The 23840-nt window shown below is 56.0% G+C and carries 14 protein-coding genes and 2 pseudogenes; 4 read left to right on the forward strand and 12 right to left on the reverse strand.

Annotated elements, in window-relative coordinates:
• Positions 1 to 3: 3 nt before the first annotated feature.
• Both potE and GST84_12705 read right to left on the reverse strand, forming a co-directional pair.
• Positions 4 to 1344 carry a putrescine-ornithine antiporter gene (gene potE, locus GST84_12700; GenBank protein XGB13184.1) on the reverse strand — a complete coding sequence of 447 codons (1341 nt, stop codon included), beginning with the start codon at positions 1342 to 1344 and terminating at the stop codon, positions 4 to 6.
• A 384-nt stretch (positions 1345 to 1728) separates the two neighbouring features.
• Positions 1729 to 2244, reverse strand: a pseudogene (locus GST84_12705) (hypothetical protein).
• 62 nt (positions 2245 to 2306) lie between these two features.
• On the opposite strand from GST84_12705, the gene GST84_12710 reads away from it, so the two are divergent.
• A complete protein-coding gene (locus tag GST84_12710) occupies positions 2307 to 3287 on the forward strand; it encodes an IS5-like element ISPpu18 family transposase (protein XGB13185.1) in 981 nt (326 codons plus the stop codon).
• A 144-nt stretch (positions 3288 to 3431) separates the two neighbouring features.
• Here the strand turns inward: GST84_12710 and GST84_12715 are convergent.
• The 5 genes and pseudogenes from GST84_12715 to GST84_12735 form a co-directional block, all read right to left on the reverse strand.
• A pseudogene (locus tag GST84_12715) lies at positions 3432 to 4037 on the reverse strand (hypothetical protein).
• Positions 4038 to 4123: 86 nt separating this feature from the next.
• Positions 4124 to 5482 (reverse strand): DUF2252 domain-containing protein, encoded by a 1359-nt coding sequence (locus tag GST84_12720; GenBank protein ID XGB15760.1) that lies wholly within the window; start codon positions 5480 to 5482, stop codon positions 4124 to 4126.
• Positions 5483 to 5834: 352 nt separating this feature from the next.
• Positions 5835 to 7268, reverse strand: a complete 1434-nt coding sequence (locus GST84_12725) for an efflux transporter outer membrane subunit (protein ID XGB13186.1) — start codon at positions 7266 to 7268, stop codon at positions 5835 to 5837.
• 1 nt (position 7269) lies between these two features.
• A complete protein-coding gene (locus GST84_12730; GenBank protein ID XGB13187.1) occupies positions 7270 to 10479 on the reverse strand; it encodes a multidrug efflux RND transporter permease subunit in 3210 nt (1069 codons plus the stop codon).
• Positions 10476 to 11552 (reverse strand): efflux RND transporter periplasmic adaptor subunit, encoded by a 1077-nt coding sequence (locus GST84_12735; GenBank protein XGB15761.1) that lies wholly within the window; start codon positions 11550 to 11552, stop codon positions 10476 to 10478. Before GST84_12735 ends, GST84_12730 begins: the two co-directional genes overlap by 4 nt.
• A gap of 652 nt (positions 11553 to 12204) precedes the next feature.
• Between GST84_12735 and GST84_12740 the strand changes: the two genes are divergently transcribed.
• Positions 12205 to 13884 (forward strand): STAS domain-containing protein, encoded by a 1680-nt coding sequence (locus GST84_12740; protein XGB13188.1) that lies wholly within the window; start codon positions 12205 to 12207, stop codon positions 13882 to 13884.
• Between the two features lie 26 nt (positions 13885 to 13910).
• Here GST84_12740 and GST84_12745 read toward each other — a convergent pair whose 3' ends face one another.
• Positions 13911 to 14354: a two pore domain potassium channel family protein gene (locus GST84_12745; GenBank protein XGB13189.1), complete on the reverse strand. Its 444-nt coding sequence runs from the start codon at positions 14352 to 14354 to the stop codon at positions 13911 to 13913.
• 391 nt (positions 14355 to 14745) lie between these two features.
• Complete coding sequence (locus GST84_12750) at positions 14746 to 15654, reverse strand: LysR family transcriptional regulator (GenBank protein ID XGB13190.1); 909 nt, start codon at positions 15652 to 15654, stop codon at positions 14746 to 14748.
• A gap of 103 nt (positions 15655 to 15757) precedes the next feature.
• Here GST84_12750 and GST84_12755 point away from each other — a divergent pair, with 103 nt between their 5' ends.
• Positions 15758 to 16510 (forward strand): SDR family oxidoreductase, encoded by a 753-nt coding sequence (locus GST84_12755; GenBank protein ID XGB13191.1) that lies wholly within the window; start codon positions 15758 to 15760, stop codon positions 16508 to 16510.
• A 425-nt stretch (positions 16511 to 16935) separates the two neighbouring features.
• On the opposite strand, the gene GST84_12760 is transcribed toward GST84_12755, so the two are convergent.
• The 3 genes from GST84_12760 to GST84_12770 form a co-directional block, all read right to left on the reverse strand.
• A complete protein-coding gene (locus GST84_12760) occupies positions 16936 to 17160 on the reverse strand; it encodes an amino acid transporter (protein ID XGB13192.1) in 225 nt (74 codons plus the stop codon).
• A gap of 1487 nt (positions 17161 to 18647) precedes the next feature.
• On the reverse strand, positions 18648 to 18947 hold the full coding sequence (locus GST84_12765; protein XGB13193.1) for a hypothetical protein: 300 nt from the start codon (positions 18945 to 18947) through the stop codon (positions 18648 to 18650).
• Between the two features lie 166 nt (positions 18948 to 19113).
• Positions 19114 to 20264, reverse strand: a protein-coding gene (locus GST84_12770; GenBank protein ID XGB13194.1) for an IS3 family transposase whose coding sequence is annotated in 2 segments (ribosomal slippage) — positions 19114 to 20030 and positions 20030 to 20264 — 1152 coding nt in all. Because the reading frame shifts where the segments join, the coding sequence is not laid out codon by codon here.
• 1311 nt (positions 20265 to 21575) lie between these two features.
• Between GST84_12770 and GST84_12775 the strand changes: the two genes are divergently transcribed.
• Complete coding sequence (locus tag GST84_12775) at positions 21576 to 23744, forward strand: hypothetical protein (protein XGB13195.1); 2169 nt, start codon at positions 21576 to 21578, stop codon at positions 23742 to 23744.
• Positions 23745 to 23840: the final 96 nt, after the last annotated feature.

Genomic DNA, 23840 nt, shown 5'->3' on the forward strand with positions numbered 1-23840 from the left:
CGCCTAAGGATTGCCGGCCCCGGCCTGTTCGGCTGGCAGCGTGTCGGTGAAACGCTTGGCGAGGAAACCGTAGAGCAGGTAACCGAAGGCCAGTACCAGGGTGCCGCCCATCACCGCATCCTTGCCGCAGGCATACAGGGCATACAAGGAGTACGTCACCGCCACCAGCAGCACTACCAGGTTGCGCGCGTAGATCGTCGTTGAGACACCGGCCTTGTACATGATGACCAGCAGACCGGTCAGCGCGGTTAAATATGGGATGAGGTTAGTCACCGCCGCCAGGTTGACCAGCTTGCTGAACTGGGCGGCGGCATCCGGTGAAATGGTCGACAGGGCCATCAAGGTTTGCAGCACGCCACAGACGATCATGCCGACGACAGGGGCGTTCATGGCGTTGACCTTGCTGAAGAACTTGAGGAACAGGTTCTGGTCGGCGGTCATCTTGGCAGTTTGCGCCAAGGTAAATTGCCACCCCAGCAGCGAGCCGACACACGCCATGACTGCCAGGGCCATGACGATATGGCCTACCAATGGATTGAACATCGTGGCGTAGACCAGCGCGAAGGGCGCCGTGGACTTGGCCAGATCGGCATTGGGAATGATGCCCTGGATGACGGTGGTCGACAGTATATAGACACCGGCAGCCCCCAAGGTGCCGAACAGGCAGGCCAGTGGCACGTTGCGCTTGGGGTTTTCCACGGCATCGGTGGCTTGGGCCGCCGACTCCATGCCCAGGAACGCCCACAGGGTCAGAGGAATGGCTTTGGCGATGGACTCGGAAATCGGCAGATCGTTAGGGTTCCAGGCGGCGACCAGTACATCGGGCTTGAACCAGAACCAGCCGATGATGCAAAGGCCTGCTACCGGAATGATCACGCCCCAGACCGTGAAAGCACCGATCTTGCCGGTGATGCCGGGACCGCCGAAGTTGGCGAAGGTGGTCAGCCAGATTAGCCCGATGGTGCCTATGCACAACGGGATGGCACCACTACCCAGCCAGGGCAAGAAAGCGGTCATGTAGCCCACCGCAGAGATGGCCACGGCTACGTTGGCGATGGCCAGAGACAGGAAGTACAGGTACGAGCAGAGGAAAAAACCCGACTTCGCGTGAGCCTCTTCGGTGTAGGCGGACAACCCGCCAGAGCGTGAGCAGAAGACGCCGCACTGGGCAAAACAATAAGCGATGGCCATCGAGCCGATTGCCGTGAAAAGCCACGACAACAGCGAGACGGCACCCAGTTGAGCCATGTTGGTAGGCAACATGATGATCCCCGAACCCATCATGTTGACTGTCACCAGCGTCGTGAGCCCGACCAGGCTCATTTTTTTGCTTGAATCAGCCATCGCAAACTCCTTGCCGCGTTCAATGTTTTGAACCTTGGTCCGGCAACGTGCAACGCGTGGCCGAATAGGGGGCTAATGCTCAATGCTTGACTACGTAAACTCTGCAGGGTGGGCGCACCTGGCAGTCTCGCTTGATCTTGACAGCAGGTTGGCAGGTTCAAAGCCCGGGAAAGGGCCATCGAACAGTGCTATCGCCAACAGGTAATCGACGATGGATTGCTTACGGCGGGTACTCCGTGGCGGTGCGGCGTTACGTCGTTATCAGCGTGAACTCGATTAACCGTTAACAATTGATAAAGATCAATGATCCTTGCCTATTTCACTTCGTCCAACCGGCAGCGCCTTTGATATGACCTTGGCGGGTTATGGATAATGACTGTCACATCAGTTAGCGGGTACGGTGATCACAGGGGCTTGCGGCGCCACGCCTGTTTCGGCAAGAGAGAACAGTACCAGTATGAACAAGAACTCCGATTTGGATTTCATGTCGTGGTCGTCGATCCAAAACCAATAGTCGCGATAGTGCACAGCAGCATAGGCATCAGCGGGTCGCTCTTCGCTCGAATGGATGCGAACCAGAGGATCGTCCCACGGACTGGGATGATCGGGCACGGGAGGCATGGGGTTTGCTCGCCCATCTTGCAAATGCGCGGCAGGGGCCTCGATCGTCGCGGCGAGTTCCAGAAAGATTTCTGACATGGAGCGTGTCAGGAGCGCAATCTCGGTATCGCTCCTGGATACCATACCGAAAGTCAGTGTCAGTTCATCCTTGTCGGGCCGCAAGTGAAGAATCTTTCGTACGGTAAGGCGATCCTTCTCCACATCATCGGGGATGTCACGTTCGATCATGAGCACTTCGCTTCTTTCGTTGGCGCGGGTACTGACTCTTACACCTAGGGAAGGTCTGAAAAAGACTTCCTGAATCTGGTGAAATACGCCGATCCCGCCAGCCGAGTTTTTCCATGAAGCAGATGACCTTCGCCGACGCCGAGTACGCCGGCAAGCGCAAGCAGACCCGTAAGGAATTGTTCCTGATCGAGATGGATCAGGTGGTGCCGTGGAAGGGATTGATTGCCCTGATCGAGCCACACTACCCAAAGGGTGAAGGTGGTCGTCCAGCCTATCCGCTGATGGCCATGTTACGTATCCATCTGATGCAGAACTGGTTCGGCTACAGCGACCCGGCCATGGAAGAAGCGCTCTACGAGACGACCATCCTGCGTCAGTTCGCCGGGCTGAGCCTCGAGCGTATTCCCGACGAAACCACCATCCTCAAGTTCCGTCGCTTGCTGGAGAAACATGAGCTGGCAGCCGGCATCCTCGGCGTAATCAATGGCTACCTGGGGGATCGCGGCCTGTCGCTGCGCCAGGGCACTATCGTCGATGCCACACTGATCCACGCGCCCAGCTCGACCAAGAACCAGGACGGCAAGCGCGACCCGGAAATGCACCAGAGCAAGAAAGGGAACCAGTATTACTTTGGCATGAAGGCGCACATCGGCGTGGATGATGAGTCGGGGCTGGTACACAGCGTGGTAGGCACGGCAGCCAACGTGGCGGATATCACCCAGGTCGACAAACTGCTGCACGGTGACGAGAACGTCGTCTGCGCCGATGCCGGCTACACCGGCGTCGAAAAGCGCCCCGAACATGCTGGCCGCGAAGTGATCTGGCAGGTCGCAGCACGCCGCAGCACCTACAAGAAGCTCGATAAACGCAGCGCCCTGTACAAAGCCAAGCGCAAGATCGAGAAGGCCAAGGCACAAGTGCGAGCGAAGGTCGAGCACCCGTTTCGAGTGATCAAGCGCCAGTTCGGTTACGTGAAGGTGCGCTTCCGTGGCCTGGCCAAGAACACCGCTCAGCTGGTGACGCTGTTCGCGCTGTCGAACCTATGGATGGCGCGCCGACATTTGCTGACTACCGCAGGAAAGGTGCACCTGTAATGCGGAAAATGGCTGCTGCGAGGTGCTCGCGGCGGCCAAAAACGGAGAACTGAGCGGGTTACCTGGTCGAATTTGATCGACGGCCCGCTTTCAAAAGCAGCGAGGGCTGAAGTCGACCGGAAATACAGGGCTACTTCAGACCTTCCCTAGCGATTCCGAACGCTGTATCCGCCTTAACGCATCCAATAGCTCATAGAAACGTGGATCTGCGGCACGCAAGCGTGTAGGCGATACCGATCGATTGTACACACCATTCGCTGCTCGGACGGTCAATTGCAGCACGCGGTCGACCGGGTAGCCTGCCTGAATAAGCGAAAAAACGGCCTCAGGAGATAAGGGTTGCAACAAGTAGCGTGAGAACCGCTCCCCGGAAAGCGGTGTATAGCTGATTGTTGGACGATCTGTGTAAACGCCGGATGCGCCTATGGCCTGACTGCTACCGTCGTTGGGCAATCCCGAAAACCAGCCTGCTGCGAGGTTGACCTGACTTTGTATGGCGCTGGAGCTGATCACCGAAGAGACTTCCAGATACACCGGTGCATCGGCGTAGCGCAACTTGACGATATTGAGCAGTGTCTGTTCTTTCCAGGTCGTGGCAATCACCGTGCCGTAGTCTGTGCGATCGCGCTGTATCGAGGTCGGCCCCAGCGTACCGCAGCCCCCAACGTAGCACGCAGTGGCGACCAGTACCAACAGGCGGATACGGTGCGGCAGGTGCGTGATCTTCGGCACAGAGGTCTGGTGATCCATAGTGTTGCCTCATGACGCATTTTTTGTGGGCCTCAGATAATGGCATTCAGCGCGGTTGGTTAAGGCAACAGTACGGGGCGGCGGTGTCAGTCTTCTTCTCTCAATGCTTTGATCCGTCCGGATTTTTCTGCGGCTACCAACGCGGCATAGTCTTTTGCATTTTGCTTTGCATAGGTCATGACAAATTTGCCGATGGCCTGGTCGAAGGAGTCCGACTTACCCAAATAGCCGCTAATCAGTGCCGCATCCCCGGATTTTGCATGGGCACGCGCGAGGGTACGACCGCATAGCTCGGCGTACAGCTTCATTTGTGTGGTCGTTGCGCCTTCGATCGGCGCAGACATTTTCATGTCTCGCAACTGCCGCACAAAGAAATGGCGGCCTTTTTGGCCTTGCGTCCAGCCCAGAAAAATGTCGCTGGAAGACTGCATCAGCCGCTGCCCTGTGACAATGCGTTGCCCCTGGTTCTCGTACTCGCTTTTTCCCGCGTAAGGCCCCAACACGGAAGGACACGCTTCCTTGAATTGCAGAAGCAGGGGGTGGTTCTCCGCGGAAAAGAACAGGCCGACAAAACAATAGGTGCCGACGCTCCCTATTCCGACGGCTTTGACGGCAAAGTCTTCGAGACGGTACCGATCAAACAGTATGCGGCGTTCATGGGGTAGCGATAATCGATAGTCTTGCAGTGCCGCATGCACCCGTTTATCAAAGTCCTTTTCATAGATATGAAACAGAACAGGGGGTTGATCGATCAGGCGTCGACGGCCCGCCACTTCACTGCTGATCATGGGATAAAGGTAATCGCCGACTCGAACCTTGGCTTTTTCTATCAATTGCTCACGGTTTTTTTTGATTTTGGCATTGGGGGCCATATCGATGATCGTTTGTGCATCCAGGTGGTCATACCAGACTTCCAGCGGGCTCAATTTCGAAAGCTCGCGTAGACGTTCCCGGTAAGCTTTAACGGATTTGACGGCGATCGCGTGGGCATCTTTTTCGCTGAGCCTGTTATCTGCAGCCGCGACGGCGAAGCTGATCGCCAGGCGTTTGACATCCCACTCCCAGGGGGCGGGAAGGGTTTCGTCGAAATCATTGATGTCAAAAATCAGATTGCGCTCGGGTGTCGCGAACAGTCCGAAGTTCAACAGGTGACAATCACCGCACGCCTGTACCCGAATGCCGGTGTTGGGGAGGCTGGCCAAGTCATGAACCATCAATCCCGCAGAACCGCGCAAGAAGGTGAAGGGGCTGCGCAACATGCGTCCATAGCGCACGGGCACTAGACTGGGGAGTCTATATCGATTGGACGCTTCAAGGAGATCGATAGGGTTACGATGCTTGCGCGGTGGTTTCCACACTGCGTGAGATGAGTGTGGCAGGCTCTCGCGTATCCGCTCTCCTGCGTTCAGGCGTTCTTTTCGCGAGCGAAAAGTCGGCTCGTAAATTCCGAACTTTGGTTCTCGAGCCGCACCCTGGACGGATTTCTTCTTACTGGGAGACATTTCCACTCCTTTACTCAACGAAGTCGAAGTTGTTCAGGAGCAAGATCGCGTTATGGTTCGGTCCCATCACAAAAGCGTAGCAGCCTGCCCCTGAGCTGCGTGGATGCTCCGCTTGGAAAACACCACATTTCATAGCCTTGGCGGGAGCGTTTTGTGGTTTGCCTGTGAGCCGGATCCGTCATCCCGCGCCACTGTCCTTCCAGCGCAAGTGTTTAACCTCGAGAGGGCCAAGGTACAGCTACCGCTGGCGTTGGCACGGCTAAACCGGTCTGCCGACACGGTGTCTCCATCATGCTCATGGTCGCTTTTGATTGGCAGTTGCTGTCAGTTTGTCCGCCTCGGTCACCCAGCCACCACCAGTCGCCTTGTACAGATCAATCATGTTGGTGAACACCGAACCGCGGGTGCGGGTGTAATCCAATTCGGCGTCGAACAGGCTGCGCTCGGCGTCCAGCACCTCGATGTAGCTGGTATAGCCGTTGTCGTAGCGCAACCGTGCGTAATGGGCATAAGTGCTCAGTGCCTCGACTTGCCTGGCTTGGTAGGCCATCCGTTCTCTGGATTTGCTCGATGCGACCAAGGCATTTTCCACGTCCCTGAACGCCGATTGAATCGACTGTTGGTAAATTTGCAGCGCCTGTTTCTGGATGGCTTCAGCTTGCTGCACCTGCCCGGCAATACCGCCGGCTGTGAAGATTGGCATGCTTACCGCCACACCATAGGACCAGGTAGAAGCGGGTCCAGTGAACAGGTTCGACAGTTGGTTACTGGCGGAACCTAACAGGCCGGTCAGGGAAATAGTCGGGAAGTATTGAGCCTTGGCAGCGCCGATCTGTGCATTGGCCGATATCAGATTCAGTTCTGCCTGACGCAAGTCCGGTCGCCGTTCAAGCAAGTCTGATGGTAAGCCGGCCGGCACCGTTGGCAGATTCAGTTGGGCCAGGTCACGGCCGCGGATGATTGGCCCAGGGTTACGCCCAAGCAGCACGGCCAAGGCGTTTTCCTGTTGCGCGACCAGGGGTTGGAGTTGCGCAACTGACGCCTGGGTGCGCTCGAGTTCGGATTGATTCTGTGCCAGTTCCATTTCGGAAATGGTGCCGGCACCGTAGCGCAGTTTGAATATTTCGTAGGACTCACTGCGAGCCTTGGCGGTCGTGCGGGCGATTTCCAGTTCCCGGTCGAGGTCACGCAGGGTCACGTAGCTCGACGCAACCGAAGCGACCAGACTCAAGATCACGCTTCGACGGCCTTCTTCCGAGGCCAGCAAATCGGCACGGGCGGATTCATCCAGGCGGCGCAACCGGCCCCAGATATCCAGCTCCCAGTTCACACTGAGAATGGCCTGGTAGTTGTTGAACACCGGATCCACCGACGGGTCCAGCGAGACCGGACCGGTGTCCCGCGGCGAACGGGAGCGCTGCCCTTGGGCGCCCAGACCGACTTGTGGAAACAAGAGAGAACGGGTCTGGCCGTAACGGCCCTGGAATTCTTCGACCCGCGCGGCGGCAATCTTGATGTCCTTGTTTTCCAGCAGCGCCGTGCGGATCAGTTCATTCAGAACCGGGTCGTGGAACTGCTCCCACCACAGCGTATTCGACAGGTCTTTTGCTTCCTTGTCCGCATAACGGTAGGCAGCGGGGGTGTCGATTTTCGGGGGCTGGTAATCTGGCCCCACCATGCAACCCGCCAGGCTGAGGCACAACATCAGCGGGATAGGAGGCTTACGCATCTCAATCCCCCTCATGTCGGTTTTGTGCCGCACCGTCGGGAATCGTCGGAGCCTGCGTCGAAGCAGTTGGCTTGGCGGCTGTTTGGGCGTTGTCCTTTTCCCCGAACATTCGCTCCACCAGGTAATAGAACAGAGGGATGAAGAAGATCGCGATCACCGTCGCCGCCAGCATGCCACCAATTACCCCGGTACCAATGGAGTGACGGCTATTCTCCGAGGCGCCGACGGCAATGGCCAGAGGCACGCAGCCGAGGATGAACGCCAGGGACGTCATTACGATAGGGCGCAGACGTTCTTTTGCTGCGGTCATCGCGGCATCGTAGGTCGACATGCCGGTTTCCCGGTTCAATACCGCAAATTCGAAAATCAGAATGGCGTTTTTGGCGGCCAGCGCCACCAGCATGGTCAAGCCGATCTGGAAATAGACGTCGTTGCTCAAGCCCCGAAGCAGGACGGCGAGCAGGGCGCCGAACAAGGCAAAGGGTACGGCCAGTAGCACACCCACGGGCAGTGACCACTTTTCGTACTGAGCCGCGAGGATCAGGAACACCATGACCAGACCGAAGATGAATACCTGGGACGAGGCACCTCCGCTCTTTTTTTCCTCGAATGCCTCGCCACTCAATGCCAGCGCATAGTCATTGGTCATGATCTCCGCGCCGATTTCCTCCAGAGCCTTGAGTGCCTGGCCTGAACTGTAGCCTGGCGCCGGGTTCGCTGTGAGTTTGACCGCCGGGAAGTTGTTAAAACGTGTTAGCAGGTCGGGACCGGTGACGTAGCGGGTGGTCAGCAAGGCCTTTAGCGGCACCATGTCGAGGTTTTTGCTGCGCACGAAGATCTGCTGCAGGTCCTCGGCCTTCAAGCGATAGGCCGGTTCGGCCTGCAGAATCACCTGCCACAGGCGACTGAACTTGTTGAATTGCGAGACGTAGAGCGAGCCGAACATGGTCTGCATGGCGCTGTAGACATCTTCGACCGGTACGCCCAGGGATTCCGCTTTCTCGCGATCGACGTCGACCATCAATTGACGGGAAAACACGTTGAAGGTGGAGGTGATGACGCCCAGCTCCGGACGTGTCTTGGCTTTCGCCACCAGATTGGCGACCAGTTCCGCCAGTTGGTCGACATTGCCGTCGCCCTTGCTTTGAACCCAGACTTCCATGCCTCCGGTCGTACCCAGGCCGGGAATGGACGGTGGGTTGACCGGCAAGATGATCCCTCCCTGAACGGTAGAAAACGCCCGCGTGGCCTTCTGGATCACTGCGGGGGCGCTTTGTGCCTTGATGGTTTCGGCGTCCTTGTAACGCCCCTCGAAATCCTTGAAACCGACAAAAAACGCACCGGCATTGTTCTTGTTCTGGCCGTCGAGCAGGCTGTAGCCGTTCACAATCGCGACACCTTCGACGGCCTCATCCTTCATGAAGAAGTCACTGGCCAGTTTGCCGACCTCGGCGGTGCGATCCAGGCTGGCAGCGTCGGGCATGATCACCGCGCCAAGCAAGTAGCCCTGGTCCTCCGGTGGCAGGAACGCGCTGGGGATGCGCTCGGCCATCAACAGGATCAGCACGATCATGCCGGCAAAGAGTAGCAATGCCAGCACGAAGCGCTTGATCATGAACGCCACCGAGCGTGAATAGCCCTCGGTCAAGCGCTCGAAATTGCGTTCGAACCAGCGGAAAAAGGCGTTCTTGTTACCGTGCTGCGGTTTGAGCAGCAGGGAGGCCAGGGCGGGGGACAAGGTCAGGGCGACCAGCCCGGAAATCACTACAGATATGGCGATGGTGATCGCGAACTGCTTGTAGAGTTGACCGGTGATGCCGCCCATGAAGGCCACCGGAATGAACACCGCGCACAGTACCAGGACGATGGCCACCACCGGGCCTGCCACTTCATCCATCGCCCGTTTTGCCGCGTCCTTGGGCGTCATCTTGTGCACCTGCATGTTGCGTTCGACGTTTTCGATCACCACGATCGCGTCATCCACCACAATACCGATGGCCAACACCATGCCAAACAGCGTCAGCATGTTCACCGAAAACCCGAGGGCGGACATGCCGATGAACGTGCCGACGATCGACACCGGCACTGCGAGCACCGGAATGAGCGTGGCCCGCAGGCTCTGCAGGAAGATGTAGACCACGATAACCACCAGTACCAGGGCTTCGAAGAAGGTGTGGACTACCTCGGAAATCGAAGCTCGGGTAAAGGCTGTGGTGTCCATCACGATCTTGTACTCGATGCCCTCGGGAAACGTGGCCTTCATGTCCGAGAGGGTCTTGGTCACTGCTGCGGAAACATCCAGGGCATTGGCGCCGGGTTGCTGGTACACGGAAATCAGCGTCGCCGGCCGGCCCTGATAGGTGCTGCGCAAGGAATAGTCTTTTTGCCCCAGCTCGGCGCGTCCAACGTCTTTGAGTCGAACAACCGCCGCGCCGTTGTTGCTGGCACGCAAGATGATGTTCTCGAATTCCGAAGGCTCGGTCAGGCGTCCCTTGGTGGTTACGGCAAACGACTGCTCCACGGGTTGCCCCGTAGGCGACTGGCCAACCCTGCCTACGGCGAACTGCTGGTTCTGATTGGCGACGGCTTTCTGTACATCGGCGGCGGTAATGCCCAGCTGGGCCATACGGTCAGGCTTTAGCCAGATCCGCATGGCGTAGTCCGGCGTGCCGAAGATACTGGCCTGGTTCGCCCCTGGAATCCGCTTGATCGCATCGAGGATATAAAGGTTGGCGTAGTTGGCGACATAGGTGCTGTCGTAGCGGTCGCCGGCGGAATACACCGCAAGCACCATCATGAAGGCCGAGGATTTTTTCTGTACCTGGATGCCCTGGTTCTGCACGGCGGAGGGCAGTTGCGGCAGGGCCAGGTTGACCCGGTTCTGCACGTCGACTTGCGCCAACGAAGGGTCGGTGCCTATTTCGAAAAAAACATTGAGGGTCATGTTGCCCGTCGCGGAGCTCGACGAGTTCATGTAGATCATGTTGTCGGCGCCATTGACTTGCTGTTCGATGGGCGCGGCCACGTTGTTGGCCACGACTTGCGCATCGGCACCGGGGTATGTCGCGGCCACCGTGATCTGCGGCGGCGTTATATCCGGGTACTGCGCAACAGGGAGCTTGAGCATGGCCACCGCACCGGCCAGGGTGATGATGATGGAGATCACCGAAGCGAAGATCGGCCGGTCAATGCAGTAGTGGGAAATGCTCATTGGCTTTTCCCCTCATCGGCTTTTGCGGTTTGCTCATCGGCTGAGCTTGTTGACGAGGCGCCAGGTATATCGACGATCTTCAATGGCCCGTCTGGCGTGACCCTGATCGCGCCATCGACCACGATGCGCTCGCCGACCCGTAGCCCCTTGTTGATGAACCAGTTGTCACCTTGCCAGTCACCCACTTCAACCACGCGTTGCTCAGGTTTTCCCTCGGCATTGAGAACCCACACGAAGTGACTCTTGGAACCTTCCAGCACGGCCTTTTGCGGCACAAGAATGGCATTGGGTCGCGTAGCGCCTTTGGCCAGGGCTCTCACAAACTGACCAGGACGCAGCAAGCCATCGGGGTTGGCGAGCACTGCCCGAACCAGGAAGGTGCCAGTATCCTGGCTGTAGGAAGGTGCCAGAAAATTCACCTTGCCAGTGTTGGGCGCGACGGTGCCGTCAGCCAATACCACTTCAACGATAAAGTCACTGCGCGGTGGGAAAATAAGATGACCGGCAGCTATCTCGTCGCGGTATTTCAGCGTCTCGTTTTCCGAGAGGCTGAAGTTCACGTACATCGGGTCCATCTGTGACACCGAAGTCAATAACCCCGACTCACCTGGCGTCACATAACTGCCATCCTGTTTTTTGGCATAGCTCGAAAGTCCGGCAAGGGGTGAGCTGATGGTGGTGTAGCTGAGGTTCAACTGCGCGGTGCGCACAGTACCCTCTGCAGCCAATACGGCGGCATGGGTCTCACGTTCGTTGCCCACCGCATTGTCAAGGTCCATCTTGCTGACCGCATTCTGCGCCGCCAGCGGCCGTACCCGCGCCAACGTGGACTTGGCCACTTCCCAGCGAGCTTGTTGCTGGGCCAGTTGGCCTTGCGCCGACAACAGCGCGGCCTCAAACGGTTTACGGTCCATCTGGAACAGCGTTTGTCCGGCTTTGACCAAATCGCCTTCGGTGTACAGCCTCTTATCAAGGAAACCGGCCACGCGAGCACGGATTTCCACCTCGCGGGAACTTTGGGTCTGGGCAACGAATTCGAAAGTCACCGGCGTGTCACGGGCGGTGACCGTCATCACGGTGACTTCAGGCGGGTTATGCGCAGGGGAAACGGGTTCTTTGCCGCAGCCGGCAACTAGACTGAAAGCGCCTAGGGCAATGGCGATGGGCAAGCCGACAGGCTGTCTGACAACATTAATGTTCCAGCGCATACCCTACTCCGTGAAGCTTACTTGAACAGATGCATAACCCGTCTCTTGTCACAACGCTAGCACCCGCAGAGGGTGGCACTTCTGACAAAAATCAAGTTGCAGTACGCGCTAACCGTGAGCGCCCTGGATGAGTACTGAGCAGAATGACGCAGGCGATGACTATGCGTTTATTGGGAATATTTGATTTTTCTCAAGTCTCTAGCACTTGTCCGGCAGAAACTTCGATGCATCTGCGGTCGATAAATACTCCGCCTTGGTAGGCAACCCGTAATTTTACGAAAATTATTCGGCGGCGTTACAACGCTGTCGTTAATAGTCAACAGAATCAAAGCGCCCTTCGGCGTGAAGGTTTTTATTCGTAATCGGCATATCCGAAGAGAGAAAACGTGAAGGTTGGCCGCGAGATTGAGCTGATCAAGGGTCACTTTAAAATGAGTTTGCGGGTCAGTCCCGTGTCAGCGCGAATGCCTAGAGTCTTTGCGCGTTCCAGGCAATAGAACCCATCAGGAGCGGCCGTGTGAAACTGCATCTGAAAGCCTCAAGCACAGCTCACTCTGACACGGCGTCAATTCGCCTCAACGTCGTTTCAGGGCTCACGGCATCTGCAGTGGTACTACCCAAGGCAATGGCCTACGCGACTGTCGCCGGCTTGCCTGTTGCCGTCGGTTTGTATACGGCTTTCGTCCCAATGTTGATTTACGCATTCCTGGGCACGTCGCGAGTGCTTAGCGTCAGCTCCTCCGCCACGCTGGCGATTCTGGCCGGTGCGCAGATCGGTCTGGCGGTGCCCGATGGTGACCCCGGGAAGCTGATCACGGCCACGGCAACACTGACCGCAATGGTGGGCACCATGCTGCTGTTGGCGCGGCTGATACGCCTGGGTTTTCTGGCGAACTTCATTTCCTCCCCGGTGTTGAGCGGCTTCAAAGCAGGTGTCGGCCTTGTGATCGTGTTGGATCAGGTACCAAAACTTCTCGGCATCCACATCGCCAAACAGGGCTTTTTTCTCGATCTCCTCAACATTGTGCATCACGTACCCGGGAGCTCTCTGATCACGATCGCGGTCGCTGCAGCGGCGTTCCTGATCCTCATCGCAATGGAACGCGTGTGGCCACATTCGCCAGCACCACTTGTTGTGGTGGCAGGGAGTATCGCCGCCTCGTGGTACTTCGGCCTGCAGGCGCTCGGCGTTTCGACTGTCGGCTTGATTCCAGCAGGGTTACCCCCAATCACACTGCCCGAACTCACATTGGTTGAACAAATGATACCGGGTGCGCTCGGGATCGCGCTGATGAGCTTTACCGAAACGATTGCAGCAGGTCGTGCCTTTGTCCGGCCAGGCGATCCCCCGATCAATGCAAACCGCGAGTTGGTTGCTACCGGCCTGGGTAACCTCGGGGGCGCACTGCTGGGGGCGATGCCCGCCGGTGGAGGTACTTCGCAGACGGCGGTTGTCCGTGCCACCGGAGGCCACTCTCAAGCGGTCTCGATTGTCACTGCCGGCATGGCTTTCGCCACGATGCTGCTGCTTTCGGGGCTTCTCGGGTATCTGCCTCACGCTACATTGGCGGCCATCGTCATCTACTACTCAGTCGGGCTGATTCAACCCCGGGAATTCCTGGCTATTCGCAAGGTTCGCCCGATGGAGTTCCACTGGGCGCTCGTAGCGACGTTTGGTGTGCTGTTGTTTGGCACGCTGCAGGGCATCACGGTGGCAATCGTCGTATCGTTGGTCAGTCTGGCCTATCAGACGGCTCGTCCGCATGTGTACGTCCTGGGTCGCAAGCGCGGTACCGACGTGCTTCGGCCTTTATCGGAGGACCACCCAGATGATGAGACTTTCCCGGGGCTGTTGATCGTGCGACCGGAGGGACGTCTGTTCTTCCTTAACGCGGACTATGTCAAGGAGCAGGTCATCGCGCTGGAAGCGCAGTACCATCCACATGTGGTGGTCTGGGACATGAGTGCCGTTCCCGACATCGAATACTCGGCACTGCAAGCTCTGATTGAAGGCGAAAAACACTTGGGCGAACTCGGTGCCAGTCTCTGGCTGGCGGGGTTGAACCCTGGTGTACTTGAAATGGTACGGCGTGCTGGGTTCGACGAAAAACTCGGGAGCGAGCGTATGCTGTTCAACGCTCATGCTGCGATCCTGCACTATCAGGATCAGGACGCCACGCCGTTGACGGCGTCGTAGTCATGAAGTCCTGGTAGCGCAATACTTCAGGTTTTTTCGCCGCGGTCCTTGTCGGCATGGGTCATTTGGTAGATATGATTGACCTCGGCGAAGAACACACCCGTGGATAAGCCGCACATGATGATACCCGTCAACCCTTCAATCAGCCCGAATAGGCGCCAGGGTTTCACCAGCACCACGTCACCGTAGCCGATGGTCGCGTAGGTCACTCCAGAGAAGTAAAGCGCCGTTTCGAAATCAGGCAGAGATCCCTGCCACACATAGAATGTCGCCCAAATCGAGACAGCGATCAAATGCAGCATGATCATGTAGCAGACAACCCAAACCAACCGCGCGCTGATGGCGCCTAGTTGCCGTAGGGGAACATTGTTTCTGCGGGACAGAAACTTTAGCATCAAGGCCAGACCGACGGCATGCACAACCACGGTAATGGCTGCCAGCCCCCACGCGAAAAAGATGCTCGAATACATCAGTGCTCCTTCCGGGTTTCCGCGTGACGGTTGCCATCATTGCCCCTTCTTTCCTTGCGCGCTCCCAAGGGAGGTTCTTCGGCTGTTTAGTGGGGGCCAAACTGTGTTTCTCGAGGTCGAGCTTCTGCGTACGCTCCGATGTCCTTTGGTAAAGAGTCTCGACGAATGTAGGTAGACGGACTTGATAAATATCAAGCACCTCCGTCGAGCTTGCGCGGGCGGGGTTTACGTACAAACTGTCCTGATGCGGGGCATTGATATTTGTCGGTAGGAATACGGGATTGAAATCCACGTCATTCCGCCGCTGTGGGTGAAAACTTCAGGAGGGCCAGGAGGTAAGACGCCATGTCCTCACGCGACTAACATACTCCCTGCGCCAGCTTGGCGCTGATTACCTCCAGGCTGGGCTTGAAAGGTGCTCCGCGAAGAAGTCGGAAAGGGCCTGAACTTTTCTCGGCCGTGCACGGGCTGATGGCGTCACGAAATACAGACCGCCCTGCGTCATGCGCCACTCAGGCAAGATGTGCTGTAGACGTCCATCGGCGAGATATTCGGCGGCGATGAACTCCGGAAGCTCAGCGATTGCAACCCCCGCCAGCAAAGGTGCGACTAATGCATCCGAGTTGGTGACGCGCAGGGGGCCGCGCGGGGCCACATCTTGCTCGCTGCCATTATCGTGAGTGAAACGCCACACCTGGCTCCGTGCTCGATAGGCGTAGCTCATACACGCATGAGCGGCCAAGTCGCGGGGATGAGATGGATGGCCACGCCGGGCCAGATATGACGGGGCTGCTACGAGGAATTGGGTCACCGAGCAAATTCGGCGAGCCACCAGGGAGGAATCGGGGAGGGCCGCGATCCGCAATGCCGCATCGAAACCATCGGCCACCAGGTCAACTGTCGAATCAGATAGGTGTAGATCAAGCTCTAGCTCTGGATAGAGCGTCAGCAACGCTGGGAGTAACGGCGCGACCCAGCGCAAGCCGAACGACATGGGCACAGCCAGCCGCACCAACCCGCGTGGTTGTACCGACAGCTCTTGGGCTTCGCTTTCCATTTCTTCAGCCTGGCGATACAACGCACTGGCCTGGTCAACCATACGTTGACCAAACTCGGTCACAGAGAGTTGACGTGACGTTCGGTTGAACAAGCGACCGCCCAGGCGCTCCTCCAAGCGCGCAACCGCCCGCGATACCGTGGGAACCGACACACCCATTGCCCTGGCGGCGGCCGCGTAAGAGCCTTCCTCCGCCACCTTGGCGAACATGGCAAGCCCTTCAAAATCCGGAATTTTTGACATTTCAATTCTGCAATGATGACTTTCAAATGATTCTATTTTGAAATTATCTAGAGGTCGATACGCTTCTCCCACACCAAATCGCAATCTCGACGGGAGAAACACCATGAGCAAGAAACTGGAAGGTAAAGTCGCACTGGTCACTGGCGGAAGCACTGGCATCGGTTTGGCCACCGCCAAACGCTTCGCTGAAGAGGGCGCTCACGTCTACATCACCGGTCGCCGTCAAGCTGAATTGGACAAGGCGGTGGAACTGGTTGGCAACGCCACCGGTATTGCCGTCGACTCCACGAAGCTCGAGCAGCTCGATACGCTGTATGCCCGCATTAACCAAAACCATGGTCGGCTCGACGTGCTGTTTGTCAACGCCGGCGGCGGCTCCATGCTGTCTTTGGGTGAGATCACCGAAGCTCATTACGACGATACATTCGATCGCAACGTGAAAGGCGTGTTGTTCACGGTTCAGAAGGCGCTGCCGCTACTGGCGCCGAAAGCGTCGATCATTCTGACCGGCTCCACGGCCGGTAGCTCGGGCACTGCGGCATTCAGTGTGTACTCCGCGTCTAAGGCGGCTGTTCGGGCCTTTGCACGGAGCTGGATTCTGGATTTGAAAGATCGCGCTGTCAGGGTCAACACCCTCAGCCCGGGCGCAACGCGTACGCCCGGCCTGGTCGACCTGGCTGGCCCAGATACAACACAACAGCAAGGCTTGCTCGACTACCTGGCTTCGCAGGTGCCAATGGGGCGGGTGGGTGAGCCCATCGAGATTGCCAATGCAGCCGTGTTCCTTGCCAGTGAAGACTCAAGCTTCGTGAACGGGGCTGAATTGTTCGTAGACGGTGGCCAGGCACAGATCTAAGGAAACATTTTTTGCTGTTGTTGACTGCGCATGGGGTAGCAGGTATCCCGCAGACACGCTTGGGAATGGACACCGACTTCGACAATCAAGTGGCAAGCCAATGTGTCCGCAGATAGTTGGCCAAGCTGATCGGACAAATCACAAGGGGGTTGTAGAGACCTGTCATGCGGCCCAGGCCCAGATTGATCTCCTCAATACCCCTGATTGTTTCTGAAATTTTTAGTGGTTACGTCGGAGTGCAGATATTCCCCCGGGCGAAGCATACCTGCGAAGCAGGCAACGGGGCCATGTAACGGGCCCCGTCGCCACAGCCCGATTTAGCGGTGTAGCGTCAGGGCGACCAGGTTTACCAAGGCGGAAAGGGTCATGGTGATGTCGGCAAACGCGAATACGGTTGATAGGTCTTCAGGCGCTTTTGATGATGGTCAGCAGCATCTCATTCGGGCATCGTCCACAAAGCGTGTTTTGAGGGTGAAATAAGTGCCTAGTCCGACGACCAGGACGATGAGCAGCTTTCTCGAAAGAAAACCATTGATGGCTTCGAGCATCATGCGTTGCCCAGATATCTTCATGATCGTACTGCCCGGTGCTGCAGCGTCCTCAAAATGCTCGATCGATAGCTGGAGGAGGGGAACGAAGCTTTGGCACATGAACGAGCCGTATTTGAGCTAGAGCGGAAGGAGATGAAAACTGAGCGAAGTACACTTTCGGGCGACTGTATTGTCCGCTCGGCGGCAGCCTTGCAGCCAGAGGGCGTAACCATCCAGTGGCGAGAGAATCGACTCAAGCTGGCAAGCCAATGGTCTCGTCTACATCCAGAGCTCGAGTTTCGGCATAGGCGTAGAAAGTCTGGATCGCGCGCATGGAAGCTGAAGGTCAGCGCAGGCGAACGCGTGACCCACTCGTTTAGACTTGGGCATGTCGTCCTCTGTGAGCTCCCGGATACCGAACTGCTCCAGCTCTCGGCTGATGAGCATGGCAAAGCGTCTCTGCAGATGCTCTCAATGTAGGGCATACCGTGCGCAGAGATAGGATTATGAATGGAACCCAAGCTTCTGATTTTTTGGGAAACGGGGGTTTGCGGGGATTTGATCGGAGGTATGTGGGATTGGACACTGACCCCTGGCCCTTACAGAGGACATCATTTAACATAATATGCATTATGAGCACCTGCGTATGGAGTTACCGGGCCGTGGGTTGGCCAGATTGGAAGCCAGTTCGCAGTGCGAATTTCGCAGACGCGAAAAAATGACCAGAGTACACGGAAGCCTTTCTGACCCCAATCGCGGAAGTAAATCGGCCTAAGCCCATTTTCAACCACATTCTGATCCCATTGCCTGGTCAGATTGGCCCCGCACCTGGTAGACCGATTTCTAAATTCTGTCCAGTGATGCCATGGGTGCAATCTTGCTTCTCGGCTACATCTTCCTTGCATCTAGAAGGTTTTGTACGTTTCCGCTGCGCACATGCAACCTCAATCGTGCTTAGCAGAGCCTCAGCCGCACCAGTCGACTTGCGGTGGTAAACCACGATCAACTATCGATGAAACCACAGCACCGTTGAGACCTGCATTTTTCCTGACCAATGGCCGAAATCTGGGATCAGAAGCAATTCTAACCTTACTGCCTCAAGAAGAAATTTAGGCGCTACGGCACCTGTGTATGGCAGGCAGATAGCGTGGATTGAGTATCCAAAAGCCGCATCGATTAACCGAATGGCAACGAGGCCTGTGGATCACTATGCAAGAGCAGGTATCAACGCCAGTTGACGCTGAGGCGTCTACGCCAGATTGTTGATACGATGTCTAGGCTCTGTACGAAAAACCTTGATACTTGTTCATGCTGCGTTGAAAACAGCCTCGGAATGCTCATGTACTCTAGTACACTCCGATTCCTCGACTGTTTTCGCCTTGCCTGACCTGCGTCTCAAGACCTTTCGTACAGAGCCTTGCCACTTCAACCGCCAGGCTGCTAGTTAGCGCGCACTGTGAACCATCGAGAGCAGATGTCGACGCTTATAAATCTTAGGAATACTTCCCGGATTCGTTGAATTCATAGCCAATAAACTGCCAAACTCCCCTTCTTTTTTATACGTTCTCGACTCCAGCTCAACTAAATGAATATTTAGTCGAGTTATTTCAACGTTCTTGATGCTCGCCGCCCTTCGGATGTTTACCCTTTCGCTGAAAGTGATCAGGATCTAGCAAAGCTATGACCTGTTGAGGTGAGACAGAATGCTTTTTCGCTAGGCTATCTAACTCAGCCAAGAAGCGCACCATGCTTGCTACTCTGGGTACCTCTAGTTCGGCGCATGCCTCTGCGTATTTTTGACCGATGACACTGTTAATTTCGAAGAGGCGCGCGACACTCTCGACATCGAAAAAGCCCTCTTTGACAAGCCCATCCAGTGCTCTGTTGCGCTTACTCGACATCGACATTGACCCAACCTCTCACCCGAAAAGGTTTTTCAGAGCTGTGTGATGCCTGGACGTCTTTGAGCCCCAGGATGTACCGAAGCTTCAAGACGGTCTCTAGGCTCACGGATTTTTGATCCACATCACCTCTGACAAGCAAGAGCGCTATCACTGAATCGCCCCTGGTTTTCTAGACACTCTCCAAGCTCAGGAAATAGCGTTTCTCATACTCTACTGGAGACAGCTGCATAGCACTGCTGTGTCGGCGTTTAGGGTTATAGAACATCTCGATGTAATCGAAAATATCACTTCGGGCTTCTTCACGGGTTGTGTAGATCTTTCGTCGGATTCGCTCTCGCTTCAAAAGCTGGAAAAAGCTCTCGGCTACGGCATTGTCGTGGCAGTTTCCCCGCCGGCTCATGCTGCTGATTACATTGTTGGCCTTCAAAAAGCTTTTCCAATCCGAGCTACTGAACTGACTACCTTGATCTGAGTGAATCATAACTTGCTGCTGAGGCTTGCGTCGCCAAACAGCCATCAACATCGCGTCGATAGCCAGGTCGCTGCACATCCTTGGCTTCATTGACCAACCAATTACTTGGCGTGAGAACAAATCCAGCACTACCGCGAGGTAGAGCCACCCTTCATAGGTGCGGATGTAAGTGATATCTGTCACCCAGACCTTGTTCGGCTCACTTACCTTGAACTGCCGCGCGAGGTGGTTGGGCGAGGCCACTGTTGGTTTTCCACCATAGAACCCTGGACGCCGCCGATAGCCCGTTTGAGAACGCAGCCCCTCCGCCTGCATCAAGCGCCTGACTCGATTTCGGCCGCATTCCTCTCCCAGCTCACGCAGGTCATCGTGAATTTTGCGGTAGCCGTATACACCTCCGCTTTCCAGCCAAGCGTGTTTGATCAAGCCAAGCAGACGTTGATCTTCTTTTGCTCGGGCAGATTGAGGCTCGGCCAGCCAGGCGTAATAGCCGCTGGGGTGCACCTTGAGGGTTTGGCAAAGGCGCCGCACCGGGTAATCAGTCGAGTGCTTCTTGATGAAGGCGTACTTCAGCCGCACTCCTTGGCAAAGTACGCGGCGGCCTTTTTTAAGATGTCTCGCTCTTCCGTCACGCGCTTGAGTTCAGCGCGTAGCTTGCGCAGTTCGGCCTGCTGATCGTCGTCTTGCTGACGCTGCTCTTGGGGCTTGCTGTAGACCTTGATCCAGGCGTAAAGACTGTGCACGGACATGCCCAGGCGCTGGGCGACATCGGCGACAGGTTTGCCTTTCTCGGTCACTTGCTTGACCGCTTCGATCTTGAATTCTTCGGGGTAACGCTGACGACTCATGGCACCTCCTATTTGGGCCTCATTATGAGGCTTGGAGGTGTCTACGAAACCAGGGGCGATTCACACCTCCTCTGCGCTGAGCCGGTATTTCTTCATCAGCTTGGTGAGCTTCTGTGAGAAATCTGCATCTGGCGTCTCCTCCCTTTCCTGGAGGACACTAATCTCCTGCTCCAGCTCACATATGCGCTGTTGAGCGAGGCGTATGGCCTCGTGGCGGTTTGGGGCATTCATAAGGGGGCTTGGCTCCACAGTCTCCTTCTCAAATTGTAGCGTACAGAGCGGGCAACCCTTGCCGCCTGTCTGATCTGGTGCCGTCACGATAGGTAAGATTAATCACCTGGGTAGGTAAGGAAATCCCCTGGCATTGAGTCGGCTGTCATCATCTCAGAATCGGTAACAGTCCGCGTAATATCGTTTATTGACGGGTATCGAGCCGCCGTTCCGGCGGGTAGGTGACATTTTAGGCTTATTAATGAGCCGCATCCGAATCGATAAGAATCGGGTTTCTGAGATTACTAGCTATTTGTTGACAGAAAATATCCCTATATTTTTTGCGGCACACGCGTCATTTAATAGCGTTTATTGATACGAATTCATCCTCAGCAAGTGCTCGGCGCCCTAGATTGAAGCATCCATCGCACTGGCCTTCGCCATGCTTATCCCGACGCTGGCAATTTATGCGTTTAATCTCTTCTTCGAGATTACGGCGTGTTCCCGCGTCTGCGTGGCTCGTACAGGCCTGTGCCCTATCGGTGAGGTGGTGAAAGCACAAGAAGCAGGCTCACAGTCCGTCTGTGGAACCAAAATCACTTAAGGCCGAGCTTTTGGTCGCAACCGGGATGGGCGTCCGGCTTATGCTCCAGACCTATACGACCACTTCTTATCAGTGCCTTTCGCTATGAGCCGGTCTCTTCGAGCCCGAATTTCCGATAGATTCGAGATCTCGGCGCCCTTCCCTCATGACCGGCTAAGCCGCTGGCTTGCAACATGGCTCCACACAGGTAGCTGGGTATGACCGCGTTGCACTTAGAACGCTGCACAGGTGTAACCCGCCTATTCCTATGGTGATGCTCGTTAGCCGGTCTCTACGAGACCGAAGGTGCGATAGACACAAAATATCCTACGGCAAGGCCCTCGGCTGCGAACTTCGGAGCAGCGCGCAGCAAACGCCAGAATCTAGAAGCCAACCTTCGGCAGCCTGTGCATTCGGCTAGGTAGTATGTCTGCTCTACTTTCGACTGCTTCCCAAATATCCTATGCTGGCCTTTTGATTTCGCGCATGGGGCCTCCACGCTCTTGGAAGGAGCAAATATGGGCAAGCAGCACGCAACAGGGGCAACGCATGTTGAGGGAATTGATTTCGACATCCCTCTTCTACCCGAATCTGCTATCGACACCGATCAGCTATCCCGAGTAGGGTTCGCTGAAATCGCCACCTCCTCGCTTCGTAAAGTGCCTTCGACGTCGGGCTTCGTGCTGTCAATTGAAGGCCCATGGGGAAGCGGAAAAAGCTCAGTTCTCGCGATGATTCAGGCCCTGCTCAACCGTGAGGACAAGAAGCGTCAGCCAGTGATTGTGCATTTTAACCCCTGGCTGGTTGGCGACAAGGATGCCCTGCTCCGCCAGTTTCTCGCCAGCATTGCTAAGGCCGTTAAATTGAGCGATCACAGCAAGGATGGCCGGAAGGTAGCCAAAGAGCTCAAAGCTTACTCAAAGGTTTTTGATGTCCTAAAACTCATACCAGGCGTGGAGCCGTGGGCGTCCCTGGTTAAGTCGGTAATGGATGCTGCAGGCGATGCCAGTGAAGCCGTTGCAGAGTACAAATCGCCTGACCTTGAGGAGCAAAAGGAGCGAGTTGAGGCTGCGCTTAGGAGCTTTGATCGCCCTGTCATAGTTTTCATCGATGATGTCGACCGTCTTTTCCCTGCTGAAGTATTTGAGATGATCAGAATCATCAAAGCAGTCGGGGGACTGCCAAGGGTCGGATATGTCGTGGCTTGGGATTCCGCATACGTTACTGCAGCTCTCTCAAGCGTTAAGGTTCCTCAATCGAGCTCGTACCTGGACAAGATCGTTCAAGTCAGGATGCCGCTGCCAAACCTGTCCTTGAGCGCCCGGTCAAAGCTGTTTGACTCGGCTGTCGGGAGTCTTGATCCGAAGGCGATCCAAACTTACTTCGAGGGGCAAACCAAGCGGCTGGGCTTCCTGTATCAACTGGGGTTACGGGACTTGTTGGAGCAGCCCCGAGATCTTGCCCGGGTATTCAATGCTGTGCGAATGATTGAGCCCCTTCTACGGGGTGAGATTGTGTTTGCTGACATCCTTGGGCTAGCTGCGTTGTCGGTGAAAGCTCCGCAGGTGTATGAGCTGTTGAGGATTAAGCCACAGCTGTTCGTGGGGCGTCTGCCAAGTGAGATTGGGCCTGGTGATTCTACAAAGCTTGTCGCTGACGGCTCAGCTGAGCGAGCAACTGCATATGCACACGGACGCACTGACGCAATTCGTAAAGTCGTTCATTTCCTGTTTCCTGAGGTGGCAGCGGCAGAAGAAGGCTTCTCAATGGGTGACGGTAAGTACACTGATGGAGTGATTTCAGATCCTTCACGGCTGCTCGTCGCGCTGCAGTTGGGCATAACAGATGGTGATGTGAGCATCAAGACAGCTCGACAGTATCTAGAAAATCCCGCCCAGCGGGAGAACATAGTTGCTGCTCTCACTCCTGACGTGTGCCATGAATTTATGGACATGCTCGGCCAAATCGGTTCCTCTTTGCCGAGCGATCAACTCGACGATATTTCAAGCGTTTGTGTATCGCTCGCTCGGCTTGTTGATTCTTCCGTTTTTGTAAAGCGTGGAAGACACCGTGATGGGGTCTTTGGAATGAGTCCTGACGACCTAGCCTTGCGACAGATTAAGCTGCTTACAGCTTCCTTTGACTCCATGAGCGCCTCAGCAATCTACACCCAAGTGGCTATTGACCCATACGCACTGAGCTGCGCGGCCGAGTTGCTTCGAGTGAGCTACGTACCGAATCAAAGGAGGTACGACAGCGATCTTTTGCTTGAGCAGGACAACAAGGACGCTGTGATACAAGCCTTTGCTCAAAACGTGCTGAATGCGACAGAGGAGAAGCGATTTTTTGAGGTCAACCTTCCAAGTCGTGTTCTCTGGACACTTGCGCGCCTTGATTCTCAAGCATGCAGGAAAATCTTCCGTATCGTGGAAGCGTCCGAAAAGTCTCTTGATCAGTTCGCTCTCCACTTCCTACGTAACAGTTGGGATTCGAGCAACGGTCAAGCCTACGCCCTGCCAAGTGATGAGGGAGTGACCAAAGCATTTTGCCCACTGAAGACCCTGCGTCAGCATGCTTCCAAGCGACTCGCAGATGAAACCCTGGCCTATCCAGCGCGTGCAGCATGGCAATCGGTGCTAGACGGCAAGCCCCTTTATGGCGTGGACGGCACCGACGCAAGCAGATGATTAACTGGGGTTCCTCTCTAGGAAAACCATTACGTTTCGGCGGTTGCGGGATGATGTTAAATTGCCAGTTCTGGTACTGGGATGCCCAAGGAGTGT

It is taken from the genome of Pseudomonas putida, from assembly GCA_041879295.1.
GTDB lineage: Bacteria > Pseudomonadota > Gammaproteobacteria > Pseudomonadales > Pseudomonadaceae > Aquipseudomonas > Aquipseudomonas putida_Y.